The 13,844-nt window shown below is 46.1% G+C and carries 9 protein-coding genes and 1 other RNA gene; 1 reads left to right on the top strand and 9 read right to left on the bottom strand.

What is annotated here, in order from left to right:
- The first annotated feature begins 92 nt into the window (after window positions 1–92).
- Window positions 93–1,403, top strand: a complete 1,311-nt coding sequence (locus QMA01_RS03375; protein WP_191714276.1) for a hemolysin family protein — start codon at window positions 93–95, stop codon at window positions 1,401–1,403.
- A gap of 44 nt (window positions 1,404–1,447) precedes the next feature.
- Here the strand turns inward: QMA01_RS03375 and QMA01_RS03370 are convergent, their stop codons facing one another.
- The 9 genes from QMA01_RS03370 to QMA01_RS03330 all read right to left on the bottom strand — a co-directional run bounded on the left by QMA01_RS03370 (window position 1,448) and on the right by QMA01_RS03330 (window position 13,840).
- On the bottom strand, window positions 1,448–2,377 hold the full coding sequence (locus tag QMA01_RS03370) for a sulfurtransferase (protein ID WP_290214278.1): 930 nt from the start codon (window positions 2,375–2,377) through the stop codon (window positions 1,448–1,450).
- Between the two features lie 3 nt (window positions 2,378–2,380).
- Window positions 2,381–5,962: a dynamin family protein gene (locus tag QMA01_RS03365; RefSeq protein WP_290214277.1), complete on the bottom strand. Its 3,582-nt coding sequence runs from the start codon at window positions 5,960–5,962 to the stop codon at window positions 2,381–2,383.
- Between the two features lie 97 nt (window positions 5,963–6,059).
- Window positions 6,060–6,818, bottom strand: coding sequence for an SDR family NAD(P)-dependent oxidoreductase (locus QMA01_RS03360; RefSeq protein WP_191714273.1), 759 nt, complete (start codon window positions 6,816–6,818; stop codon window positions 6,060–6,062).
- Window positions 6,819–6,912: 94 nt separating this feature from the next.
- Entirely contained in the window at window positions 6,913–8,418 is a 1,506-nt protein-coding gene (locus QMA01_RS03355; RefSeq protein WP_290214276.1) for a carboxypeptidase M32, read from the bottom strand.
- A gap of 53 nt (window positions 8,419–8,471) precedes the next feature.
- Entirely contained in the window at window positions 8,472–10,379 is a 1,908-nt protein-coding gene (locus QMA01_RS03350; protein WP_203339506.1) for an ATP-dependent DNA helicase, read from the bottom strand.
- A gap of 53 nt (window positions 10,380–10,432) precedes the next feature.
- Window positions 10,433–11,566: a THUMP domain-containing class I SAM-dependent RNA methyltransferase gene (locus QMA01_RS03345; RefSeq protein WP_290214275.1), complete on the bottom strand. Its 1,134-nt coding sequence runs from the start codon at window positions 11,564–11,566 to the stop codon at window positions 10,433–10,435.
- A 239-nt stretch (window positions 11,567–11,805) separates the two neighbouring features.
- Window positions 11,806–12,185, bottom strand: an RNA gene (gene rnpB, locus QMA01_RS03340) — RNase P RNA component class B.
- A gap of 48 nt (window positions 12,186–12,233) precedes the next feature.
- Window positions 12,234–12,527 carry a cell division regulator GpsB gene (gpsB, locus tag QMA01_RS03335; protein WP_191714269.1) on the bottom strand — a complete coding sequence of 98 codons (294 nt, stop codon included), beginning with the start codon at window positions 12,525–12,527 and terminating at the stop codon, window positions 12,234–12,236.
- Window positions 12,528–12,592: 65 nt separating this feature from the next.
- Window positions 12,593–13,840 (bottom strand): ribonuclease H-like domain-containing protein, encoded by a 1,248-nt coding sequence (locus QMA01_RS03330; RefSeq protein ID WP_290214274.1) that lies wholly within the window; start codon window positions 13,838–13,840, stop codon window positions 12,593–12,595.
- Window positions 13,841–13,844 lie beyond the last annotated feature (4 nt).

Raw genomic sequence — 13,844 nt, 5'->3', positions numbered from 1 at the left:
CAACTTTCCGTAAAGCATGATGCCTTTCATTTATGGTATACTGTTTTTACTTATAGAAAGCAGAGGTGAACCCTCCCAGTCGGAGGGACGAATTGGACAGTATACTCATTCTCAATTTGTTTTTGGTCGCTCTTTTAATCGGGCTGACCGCTTTATTTGTTGGATCGGAGTTTTCAATTATTCGCGTCAGGATGTCCCGCATCGATCAACTTGTATCAGAAGGCAATAAAAACGCCATCTTGACGAAGAAAATCACCAGCAACCTGGATTATTATTTATCCGCTTGCCAATTGGGAATTACAGTGACGGCACTCGGCCTTGGTTGGTTGGGTGAGCCGACTGTCGAACGGATCCTGCATCCGGTTTTTGAAAACTTTGGAATCGAAGAGCCCACTGCGTCGATCTTTTCCTTTATCATCGCGTTTACCGTTATTACTTTTTTGCATGTGGTGATCGGTGAATTGGCTCCGAAAACTCTGGCGATTCAATACGCTGAGAAAATGGCCTTTATCTTCGCCCGCCCGCTCTTTCTGTTCGGCATCATCTTGTCCCCGTTCATCTGGCTGATGAACGGTTCTGCCCGTTTGTTGCTGCGTGCTTTCGGCATTGAGCCGGCAGAGCATGAACAGGCCCATTCGGAAGAAGAGCTGAAGATCATCATGACGCAAAGTTACCAAAGCGGTGAAATCAATCAAACGGAATTATCGTATATGCAGAACATCTTCTCATTCGACGAACGGCTGGCAAAAGACATCATGCTGCCGCGGACACAAATGGAGACCATTTCGCTTGAGATGAGCCATGACGATTTGATGGAGATTGTACGTGACCATCAGTACACCCGTTACCCAGTCACCGAACATGGGGATAAGGATGACATCCTGGGTTTCATCAACGTTAAGGAAATGCTGACCAATTATACTTATAAACAGGACTTGAACGACAGTCTTGTGGTCCACGATATCCCCTTCGTGCATGATATGGCCCCCATACAGGATGTCTTGCTGAAAATGCAGAAAGAGCATGTCCATATGGCGATTGTCGTTGACGAATACGGCGGAACAGCCGGCGTCATCACGATGGAAGATATTTTGGAAGAAATCGTCGGAGAAATCCGCGACGAATTCGATGAAGACGAACGCGACGAGATCAAGGCCGTCGACATCAATAATTATTTACTGAATGGACGCGTACTGTTATCAGACTTGGAAGAGCGTTTTGCCATCGAGTTCGATGACAGCGAAGACGTCGATACCATCGGCGGCTGGATTCAATTGAAGAACACGGACATCAATGAAGGCGAATCAGTCTACCTGCCGACCCATACCATCACTGTACGCGAGATGGAAAACCATCAGATTATCCGTGTACTGTTGACACGCACCGCTGAACGAAAAGAATGATTCAAAAAAATCCCCGACAGCTAAAACAGCTGTCGGGGATTTTCTTATTTGCTATCCAATAATGATTTTTCGTACTCAAACTTTTTCATCAGCATCTCACCCGAATAACCCTCTTCGATCAATTTTGCCAAGATCGCTTTTGTTTGCTCATCTGCTGCTTCAGGGTGCTCTCCCCGGTCGAATTCGACAACGTTCTCCCCGTCTGTAATCCAATCCGAAAAACTGCCCATGTAGAGTTTCAGCTGGTCATAGCCTTTTTCAGCCATGATGGCATAAAGAGCGGCTGCCGTTACGCCGCTGCCGCAATAAACTACTGCAGGCTCATGCTGCTGGACGATGTGGCTGATGTCTTCATTCAGCTGGAACTCCCCTTTGGAAACAAATTGAGCCCAGTCCAAATTCCGTGCTCCTGGAATCCGCCCGGCCACTGGATCAATCGGTTCTTCCAGCCCTGCATAGCGTGCGGCGGAACGTGCATCCACCAGCACACCCAGCTCATCGCCGCTGATGACATTTTTCACGTATGTCTGGTCAGCAAAAAGTTCATTTTTGAACTCGATTTTTGCCTCAGTCGGCTGGGGATTCGGCATTTCAATAGAAACGGCGATTCCCTGCTCTTTCAGTTCATCAAAGCCTTTTTGGCTGATGTAAACCTGATCAAACCCAGCATATTTTAAGAGCCACCAGGCACGCGCCGCATATGGTGAGCCCCCTTGATCGTAAATGACAACGGAATCCTTGGGGTCCAAGCCGCTTGCTCGAATCAGTCCAGTCAATTGCTCAGTTGACGGCATTGGGTGCCGTCCTTTGGAAGATGACATATCGGACATGTCTTTTTCCAGATCCCAAAAGACTGCTCCTGCCACATGCTCCAGCTCATACAGTTTTCTGCCTGCTGATGGATCTTTTAAATCGAATCGTGCATCTATCCATTTATGGTTTTCGGTATCGGTCGTTTCAATAAACACTGACATCGTCTACACCCTTCCGTCCATCAAATTTGAATACAGCTCTTTCCATTGTGCCAATCGTTCGGATTGCTGCAGCAAAGTACGCTCTGAATCAATTTGGTCGACTGCCTGGCGTAGGATATGCTGGCGCAAGCCTTCCGCTTCCTGCTCAATCCAAAATTCAGCCCAGTTGCCCAGTTCTTTCTTCTCTTTTTCCAGGTAACGCAACGCATCCGGTTCCATCATGGCCTGCAGTGCATCACGAAGCTTCTCTTTTTCATTCTTCTCGAAGAAGCTCTTATTGTTCTTGTAATAGGATTTAACCGAAGAATAATCGGCCTCCACGAACGGTTTGGCAATTTCCAGGGTCCCGGCTTCCTGAACTTCATATGGAGTAAACGAGAAGTCGGGATTCAATTCTTTCAATTTGGCAGCATCTTCCTTGAAGCGCGATTCCAACCTCTTTTCGATAAACTGGCCAAGGCGGAAATTGGTGACACGCAATTCCTGCTGGAAATCAAAACCGGTCATTTCATTCATATCCTGCAAAGCCGTATCCAATGCCTGCTGTGCGGATTTATTCGAAAACACAGAAGGATTGAATGCTTCCTTGAAAAAGTCATTAAAACGGTAAAAGACGCGTTGGTTGACGTAGTACAGCAATTCATCCAATTCCTGCAGAGCTTCACGCTCCAATAGTTTGGCGATCGATGCACCGAAAAGGATGCGCAACTGCTGTTCCAACTGCTTGAGTTCCTCCAAGCGTTCATCTTTACGCAGCAGGTTCTTTTCCGTATGTTCAATCAAGCTGCGGAAGCGGTCCACTGCTTTTTGCTCTTCTTCTGCAAGCGACTGGACCGCCATGCCTTTCAGTTCTTCTTTCAGGAAATGCTGGAACGCTTCCTCAAACTCCGGCATTCCCGAATGTTCCCGGTCACGCAGTGCCAAAAGGCTGGACACGCCGAACAATCGTGGGAAACGGATGCCAAAACGCTGCAACTCGTCTTTTACATACGTAACGACCGCATCTTTTTCCTGCTCGTTGTTAGCCAGGTCGATAGCGTTGACGACAAAGAACATCTTATCCATTTCAAAAGCGTCTTTGACGCGTCCAAGCTGAATCAGGAATTCCCGGTCGGCTCGAGCAAACGCATGGTTATAGTACGTGATGAACAGGATGGCATCGGCATTGCGGATATATTCGAACGCCACATTGGTATGCCGTGCATTAATGGAATCTGCTCCGGGTGTATCCACAAGCGTCACGCCATTGCGCGTCAGTTCGCAATCATAGTAAAAGTCGATTTCATCAACGAAACAACTTTTTTCTTCTTTTGCTACATACAAGCCAAACTCTTCACGGTCTGTACGGATGGTTTCGCCCAAGCGGTCTTTAAACACAGGATAGCCTTTGTTGAAAGCCGTAATGAATGATTTATGAACCTGTTGCTCGGTTGGTGTATTTTCCGGCAGTTTTAAAGACTTGGCATACGCATCTTCCAATGTGGAAATTTCCACTCCCAAGACATGGAAAGAGTTTTTCACATCTTCTGTCATCTGTGCACGCGTCTTCAAACGTACATCCGCTGTTTCGTGCGGATGCTGTTCCGTAACCGGCCGGATGCGGTTGATGGTGGCTGTTGTCGGGTTTGGTGATACCGGCAAGACCGTTTCTCCCATCAAGGCATTTGAAAACGAAGATTTTCCGGCACTGAACGCACCGAATAAAGCGATCGTGAATTCCTGTCCTTCCAGACGTCCCGCTTTCCGTTTCAAATAGGCAGCCGTTTCAGCAAAACCTTTAATCGGGTCGATTACTTCCGCAGTCCGGTTGGCACGCTCCAGTACGGCCATTTCATCGAATGACGCCACTTCAAGCGTTTCTTCCTGCTGCTCTTGTACTTCCTGCTGCTGCTCATTCTTTTCAAGCATAGCCGGATCGAATTCCGTCATTTCTTCAATAGAGACTTCAAATTCTTCCAACCATTGATCCACTTTTTCTTCGGCTGCCGTTTTTTGCTTCGGCAATATGGCTGAATAAGATTTTTTCACTTTTTCGATTTTGCTGTCCATCTCTTCGAGCGTTTCAATGGCCAATATTTTCCGAGACAGGATTTGTGATTTCATATCGATTTCTGTATTGGCATCATCCGTCAAACCTTCGAACTTTTCTTCCTGTGCTTTTTTCCAGCCATCCGTTTCACGGATAAACCAGCGCTGCACAGCCGTCGAAATGCTGTTGGCAAAGTTCAATACGGCATCTCCAGTTGTGGAAGCACCTTTTGGCGTTTGTTCTTCAACGACTGAAACCGGCACTTCAAACACCATATCATCAATTGCCAGTGATTCAGTATCGGTCAATATTCCGGCATCCTTCAATGAAGACTTCATCAATTTTTTCAAATGGTTGGTGATCTGAGAGGAAACAGTCAGTTCCAGCCGTTCAGCCACATCCAGTTTCCGCTTCTGCCGTTCTTCTTCTGTCTTTTTTCCGCTGAACAGCATGCCGACTTTAAAATTCGGCTGCACCGACTCCAAGTAGCTGGTCAAGGCGCTGCGCAATTCATAAGGCATGATATTCGAGTTTTCCAGCAGTTCTTTGCGGCTCTTCTCGAACTTGGCTTGCCAGTTTTCAAAGTCCTGAACAGACATCCGGCGGGACACCAATGCATTTTCATTTTTTAGGTCTTCACGCATTTCCCATTCTTCCGGATCGAGTGTATCGGAAAACGCCTGAAGACGCTCTGCTTTTTCATCTTCCAAAAACTTGATGTGTTCATCCTTCAATTGGCTCAAAGCTGAATCAGAAGCTTCGCCGATATGGCCTTTCCAATCCTGCATAGTCGAAGACACCAAGCCCTTGACCTTCTCAAAATCATTGCCCGGAAAATCGAAATCCTTCAAGGACGTGAAGAAGATGCCTTTTGGAACGACTCCCCATGCCGCAAACGAGTCATAGACCGATTGCTGGAAATCCGCAAAGCTCATTTCACTGCTTTGGTGTTTATCGATTTGATTGACAATCAAATACAGCTCCGTGTATTTCTGCAATTCTTTCGTGAAATTGAAATTCAATTCGGACTGAACATGGTTATAATCCATGACATAAAAGACCATATCCGCAACGTGCAGTGCCGACTCTGTCGACAGGCGGTGGGCGTCATCCGTTGAATCGACACCTGGCGTGTCCATTACAGTGATGCCTTTAGGCAAGACCGATGCTTGGTGGCCAATATCGATTTGAGTAACATCCCCGCTTTTGCAGAATTCCTTGACGGCGTTAAAATCATAATTCTCGGGAAAGTAGACAGGCTTTTCGTTGCGCATATTGACGATGGCGAAATCCGTATCCGCTTTCTGGACATTAACGATATTGGCACTGGTTGGTATCGGACTCGACGGCAAAAGAGTCTCTCCAGTCAGCGCGTTGATCATGGATGACTTACCGGATGAAAAATGTCCGGCAAAACCGATGATGAAATTGTTCTTCAGAATTTTCTTCGCAAATAAATGGGCTTTCGCTTCACGCTCAGTATCTTCATTGTCTTTGAAGATCTTATAGAGATGCGCCGTTTCAAGTAATTCTTTTTTATGATCCAGAACTGTCATTTAGAAATCTCCTTCTCCGCTTACTGTTCTCTATCATATCATTTTTAATGGAGAACGAAAAACTTCCTTCCCGAAATTGGGAAGGAAGTCCGTATTCTTATGAAAACCCGTGTATGGACATGCCGCCATCGACGAAAAGCGTCTGCCCTGTAATATAACTCGCTGCGTCTGAAGCCAGAAATACGACGGGCGAAGCCACTTCGGGCAATTCCCCGACACGTTTCATCGGCGTCACTGCCAGTATCGAATCCAGGTATTCGGGATCGTTTAAAATCTTCTCCGTTAAAGGCGTTTTGAAATACCAGGGCCCGATTGCGTTGACCCGGATATTCTTCGGTCCCCATTCCATCGCCATCACTTTGGTCATTTGGATGATGGCTGCTTTTGACGCAGCGTAAATTACGCCGGTCTTCAAGGCACGGTCTCCGCCGACTGAACTAATATTGATGATGGAACTGCCGCTTTCCATCTTTTTGACCGCTTCCTGTGAAAACATAAAAACGCTTTGCGCGTTTGTGTCCATAATTTGATGCCATTCCCCATCGGTTGCATCCGTCAGAGAAGAACGGATATTCATTCCGGCATTATTCACCAGAATGTCAATCGCTCCAAACTGATCCATCGTTTTCTCTACCGCTGCCTGGATGTCACTGCGCTTAGTAATATCTGTACGTATGTATGCGGTGCGGCCGTTGCCGATTTCCTGCTGGGTCTGTTGCAGGTCCGATTCGGTGCGTGCCACCAGCATAACATTAGCTCCAGCTTCTGCCAGCGCCATGGCGATCGCTTTTCCGATGCCTTTGCCTGCACCTGTGACAATTGCTGTCTTGCCGTCTAAACTGAATGATTTCAACATCTTTTATCGCCTCCGCTCCTATTATAATCAAACAATTCGGCAATTGTCTTATAAATTAAACAAAGCCACCGTGAATTTCACGGTAGCTCGTTGGTTATTTATCCAATTGGTAAATCTTCGAATACTTCTCTTCCAGGTAATCTGCCAAGTAATCCGGGTTTAATCCTTCTCCCGTAACTTCCTTGAGGATTTCCAATGGTTTTTTAAACGCCCCATGATGATGGATGTTTTTGCTTAACCATTCACGGATCGGTTTGACGTTCCGCTCTGCCAATAACTCATCAAAATTCGGCAAGTCTTTCAGCATGGCATCCTTGAACTGGGCTGCGTACATATAGCCAAGTGCATAAGAAGGGAAGTAGCCGAAGCTCGCGCCAGCCCAATGGACATCCTGCAGTACACCTTCTGCGTCATTCGAAGGCCGGACACCCAAATACTCTTCGTATTTATCGTTCCATAGCTGCGGCAAGTCACGAACCTGTAAATCTCCATCAAACAAACCTTTTTCGAGCTCGTAGCGCACCATGATATGCAATGCGTACGACAATTCGTCTGCTTCGATGCGGATCAATGATGGTTTTGATTCATTGATGGCCCGCACGTAATCCGCCAGTTCCACATCAGCAAACTGCTTAGGTGCGTACTCCTTCAATAAATTAAAGTTGTTTTGCCAGAAATGTTCGTTGCGGCCGATAAAATTCTCACAGAACAAAGACTGTGATTCATGGATCCCCATTGATGCGCCCGTTTCAATCGGCAAGCCAGCCAACGCTTCGCCCAAGTTCTGTTCATACATGGCATGTCCGCCTTCATGAATGGTGCCGAATACCGCATTGCGGAAATCGCCTTCGTCGTACTTGGTCGTTACCCGGATATCCTGGCGGTTGATCGAAATCATGAATGGGTGAACCGTTTCATCCAATCTGCCTGCTTCGAAATCGTAGCCTAGCTGTTCCAGCATTTGACGGCTGAAATCCTCCTGTGCTTCTTTCGGGAAATGCTCATAGAGAAATGCCGTTTCGGGTTTATTCGGTGAAGCGGCAATTTTTTGCACCAACGGCACGATGCGGTTACGCAATTTGCCGAAGACTTCATCTAAAATCTCTGTCGTCATGCCCGGTTCATACTGATCGAGCAACGTATTATAAGGGCTGCCATTTTTCTCGCCCCAATAGCCGATCATTTTTTTCGTGCTGCTCACCAAGTCCTCTAAATAAGGAAGGAACATTGAGAAATCCGAAGCATCTTTGGCAGTTTCCCAGACCGATTCCGCTTTGGACTTCAAAATGATGAATTTCTTGTATTCTTCAGGAGGGACTTTTTTGCTCAAATCGTATTCTTTGCGCGCTTCTTCTACGGAACGGCGGATATAAGGATCCAGTGTTGCCTGATCTTCTTCTAAAGAAGAAAGCAGTTCGCCAAACTCATCTGAAGTCGATAAATTGAATACTTCCGCAGACAACGTACCGATGCTCTCGGAACGAAGTTCTACGCCTTTTTTCGGTGCACCTGTCCGCAAATCCCAATACAATAACGCGATTGCTTCTTCATAGCCTTTAATCTTGCTAAAATGTTCGGTAAACTGTTTTTCGAGTGACACATGAATCCCCCCAATGCTTGATGAGACTATTGTATCACAACAAAACCAATGGCTTAAAAGTTTTCAGCAGGGACCGGCAGAATTGTTTCCCATAAATGTTCTACGCGCAGTTCGTCTTCATTCAGCAATAAATGAATTTCCCCATAATCCTTCGAAGTACGGATCAGGCGGCCGATTCCTTGTTGGATACGCAGTTGCATGAACGGCAAATCGATTTCTTCCAACGGGTTGTTGCTGAATTTGCGTTTGGCATCAAAAACAGGATCTTTCGGAGGGAACGGCAGATCCACAATGATGACTTTTGTCAATGCTTCACCAGGCAGATCCAAACCTTCCCACAAATGATACGAACACAAAATCTGGAATTTGCCTTCCTGGAATTCTTTGACGACCGTCGACAGCTCACGATCTCCTTCAAATTCAATGGTGTATTGATGATCCAGCGGCAAGGATTTCTTGAAATTGTCCATCTCCATTTTTGATGTGAACAAAACAAGCGACTGGTCACCCGCGCTGAACAGGTCATAGACACGTTCAAATTTCTGCTGCTGCTCCAGTGGGTGTTTAAAGATTTTCATGACGTCTTCATAATCAAATGGAGATGAAACAGAAAATGATTGGTATTTATCGATTCCGAGACTATCAGACAGATAAGTGAAATCTTTTTGAATCGATAAGGTAGCGGAAGAAAAAATGATCGGAATTTTTCCGTCAAACAGTTTTTCGTCCAAAATATCGGTAACGAGGCGTGGCATGATGACCAATGTCTCGATCTCATCTTTTATTTCCAGCCATGTTACCGCATCGCCTTCTTCTACAAACAAACGCATCGAGAAGGTGTATTGCTCAAAATACTCTTCAGCCAAGCGCAGCTCGTATTCAGGAATGGTGAAAAGCTCGCCTTCAAAGACGAATTCTTCCATCATCAAATCAATGTGGCGAATCAGCAATTTGCCGACTTCGACTAATTCCGGAGCTTTTGCGATGGCTTTGCGGTCTTCAGTACTTGCGACGGTATGGATGCGCAATAGACGGAAAAACTCATTGTGGAGATCTATGGTCTGCTCGATCATGTTCAATGTTTTTTCACGCATGCCATCGGAAAGAATGCTTTCCGTCACGTCTTGAAGCGTACTTTCCTGTACTTCGTAAGTCAGTGCGCGCTGTGCGGAGAATTCCAGCAAATGGCCTTCATCAAGAACAATTTGCGAGAATTCCGGAAGCAAAGGCGTCTGCCCTTCGCGTTTGCGTGCTTCTTTTGTCCAAATATGCTCCATCAGGAAATCATGAGAGCAGATGACAAGGTCGGTTGCCTGACGATAATGGTTGCGGTGGATGGTCTGTCCGCATTTATTGCGCAGATCACAGGCATTGCAGTTTTGGATCGGATGGTAATTGACCTGCTGCCACTCTTCATCCGTAACTTCCGGATAGCTTGAGCGTTCACCGTAAGGATAGGTATTTTGCATGGAATAGGTTTTGTTGACGAATTCCGGCAGGCTGAATTCGATATCGTCCAGAAAATCAGCATCACTGCGTTTTTTTGCGCCTTCAAAACGCTGGAGGCATAGATATTGGTCACGTGATTTCGCCAGGCGGACATCCAGGTTCAAATCGAACAGGTCATTCAGGCGGTCGACGTCCCCGCCTTTTTTGACCAATTGCTCGATCAACGTTTCGTCCGCACATGAAATGAGAGCCGGTTTTCCGGTATAGCGTGCATAAGCGATTGCAGGAAGCAAATAAGCCATGGTTTTCCCAGTCCCTACTCCGGCTTCCGCAAACAGCACTGCTTTTTCTTTCAAAGCCTGTTCAATTTGGAAAGACATGAAAATCTGCTCATCGCGCAAATCATAGCCTTTTTCAGGCAGCTCATCGTAAAACACATCGCCGATCCAATCATTGAGTGATTCAAAGAAAGTTTTGTCCTTTGTTAAAGGAAATGGTAGTGGTTGTCTCATAAACTCTCCTCACAGAGAAACGGAAGAGCCGCTGCCCTTCCGTTTCGTCTCATTTATTTTTTAGAACGTTCTCCCCAGAATTGGAAAAGATCCGTACGGATAAACCCGTTGAACAATTTACGTTTTTTGGTTGCCGGCTGCCCGTATAGGGTTTCGAAACGTCCCATAGATGACAGCATATACACGGACCATGTCGGATGTTGTGCAAACACACGGCCCATGTCAGCAATCATTTCTTCAATGATTTCAATTTCACCGATACGTTCGCCGTATGGCGGGTTGCCGACGACTACGCCGTTTTCTTCCGTTGCGACAAAATCCTTCACTTGCCGCTGTTCGAAGCGGATCAAGTCGCCAAAACCGGCTTCCCGAGCATTCTCTTCCGCGACTTTCAGCATGCGATGGTCGATGTCTGTGCCCAGAATATTAAGGGGTTGGTCATAGTTCGCCAACTCTTCCGCTTCTTCGCGGACTTCATCCCAAATCTCCTGGCCGATCCAAGGCCATTCTTCGCTATCGAAATCGCGGTTGTAGCCTGGTGCAAGGTTTTGCCCGATCATCGCCGCTTCAATGGCGATTGTACCGGAACCACAGAATGGATCTACAAACGGACGGTCCGGCGTCCATCTTGATAACTTCACCAGAGCTGCAGCCAAGGTTTCCTTCAACGGCGCTTCCCCTTGATCCAGACGGTATCCACGTTTATGCAGTCCAGCGCCGCTTGTATCGATGGACAATTGAACTTTGTCTTTCAGGATCGAGACTTCAATTTTAAAGCGCGGTCCTGTTTCATCCAAGAATGAATTGCGGTGATACGCTTTTTTCAAACGCTCGACAATCGCTTTTTTGACGATTGACTGACAGTTTGGCACACTGTGCAACGTTGATTTGACCGATTTACCTTGTACCGGAAATTCAGCATCCACCGGCAGGAATTTTTCCCACTCGATAGCTTTTGTCTGTTCAAACAATTCATCAAAAGTATAAGCGTTGAATTCACCAGCGATGATCTTGACGCGGTCGGCTGTCCGCAGCCACAGATTTGTTTTGGCGATATCGCGTTCGTTTCCTTCAAAAAATACTTTGCCGTTTTCTGTCTGTGTTTCATATCCTAATTCTTTAACTTCGTTGGCTACAATAGACTCTAAGCCCATTGCCGCTGTTGCGAGCAATTTAAATGTTGTCATAATGACTCCCTCTCCAGTTGTTCACTATTTCGGATTTCAGTGTTTATTTTTATCAATCGCCAGAAAAATGCTTATGAAGAAAACGCGCCAGGCGGTTATAGAATTTTTTATATTTCAGCATAAGCATTCAGTTAAATTAGCAGCATTTAACCGGTCCTGCTCAAAAGTTTGTCTCATAATATGAAGAAAAGCTCCCCCGACAGGAGAGCCTTTGATAAGCATTTTAAGACCATGTGAAATTCTATAAGCCATGTTTTGTTTCCACGTACTCAAACGGTTTGAACCTCGTACTAGTGGACAGCAACCATCTATCTGCAAACTTGCGTCTGCCTCTTCATCGGTTCATTTCCCTCAGAAAAGTGCCCCTACCATAATTTGGGTTTCTCGCTCACGGGGTTTACCTCGTTCCACCTGTATAATTTCTTATACAGCTCCGTCACTGTGGCACCTTCAGGGTATTTCGGCCATATCCGAAGACTTAGGCGTTCTACCCGCCGTCAGCTATTGCTAGCTGCCTCAGCTTATTGTTTCACTGAGCGCGATCACTACGGTCATCTCAGAACCGTGCGAGCATGGACTTTCCTCTCCAGCTAAAAAGCCGGAGCGATTGCCAGAATTTCAAATGGCTTTACTAGTATACGTCATTTGACACAATAAAACAATGGTTTTACTTATTATCCAGCTTGTTGCCGAATACATGGTTCTCCAAATGGGACAGACGACGCAGAATATCAAAATTCGTTGTGCCCGGAGCCGGTGTTGCCTGTTTTCTTGGCGTGTCTTCCAATTCCATGCGCAAGCGTTTGTTTTCATTTTGCAATTGTTCGATTCGTTTTGAGAATGCTTCGTAATCCTGGATGATTTCGTCGAGGAAATGATCTACTTCATCCTGGTTATAGCCGCGCATACCTGTTTTAAAATCTTTTTCCAGTATATCTTTAGATGTGAATTTATTTTCCATTTTAATCGTCCTTCCATAAAAAAACTACCTTACGCTAAGTATAGCATAAGGTGTATTTTTCGTGTTTAGTTCTCATCAAGTTCCGGGCGATTTTTTCTTTTTTTCTCTTCCAGACGGGCTATCCTTTTGTGGATATCCGAAATCAGTGAGGGGCGTACTGTCGTATGCTCGCTGGCTTCTTTTGCAAAGCCTGCCATAATCATTGCCTGATCCAGGTTACGCAGTTGGTGTTCATACAGTTTAGCCGCATGGATCCATGCTTCCACTTCGACGCTGCCGCGCAGATGAGGCGCCGCTTCCTTGAATAACTTGACGGCTTCCTCGTAATTGCCTGCCCGTTTTTTCTGGATGGCGAGCAAATAACGGGCCAATGCTGAAGAAGCGCCTCTTTCAAGAGTGACGTGTTCAAGATACGCAGCACTTTGATCGAACTGCTTTAAATCCGCATACCATTTCCCGATATTCGTATAGGCGCCGCTTGTTTCCGACTCCATATCCTCCATCAGCAGATTGGATGACAGCACGTACAGCGATACCAGTGATAAGATATCCAGTTCATTGTGGTATAAGACTTTCGCCAAACCTTCTGGGAAGCCACTTTTTACCGCATCCAGATAAATGGCTGGAATCAAGTAACCCGGCACATCCCCTTGCCGCACAAAACCGAGCTTTTCTTCTTCGATGGTGCTCAGCTTCATCCGTGCCAATTCATTTTTCCAGATTCGTTTGGTGCCGTGGAACAAGTCGATTTGCCGCGGAACAGGCAATTTCGGCAGAATCTGCCGGTGCATGGTCCAACGGGACATCAGCTGTGGCCAGTCGAAGCTTTTGCCGTTATAGGAAAAGATAATCGGATCATCGGTTTTCCACAAACCGGTTTCATACAGAAACGCTGCTTCATGCGAAGGGTCCGGCATAATGTACTGCATCATTTCAAAATGGTCACTGCGTTTCACCAGCAATCCAATTAAAAAAATATAGGCGCCGGTTCCGCTGAGTCCAGTGGTTTCCGTATCGAAAAACACCAAAGGATCTTGTTCGTTCAGTTTAAAAGGATGATCAAAATCCACATTCTCCCAAGCTTTCAGCACAGGATCCAGTTCATTCAGAACCACTGAACCATGGTGGGTATCGAGCGGGTAAACAATTTTTTTCCGGTATACAAAACCGAATTTATTTTCGACGAGCTCTAGCCCGATTTTATTCCATTTGTCTTCATGGAGCGGCCGCTCAACCGCTTTTGGCTGCTGCTTTTTGGCCGGCTGCTTTTTCAGCATGCCTTTCATCTGGAGAAGTTTATTTTCAAACGACATTTCT

Source organism: Planococcus notacanthi, assembly GCF_030407825.1.
GTDB lineage: Bacteria > Bacillota > Bacilli > Bacillales_A > Planococcaceae > Planococcus > Planococcus notacanthi.
Note: the sequence above shows the minus strand (reverse complement) of the source record. Positions and strands in the feature narration are given on the sequence as shown.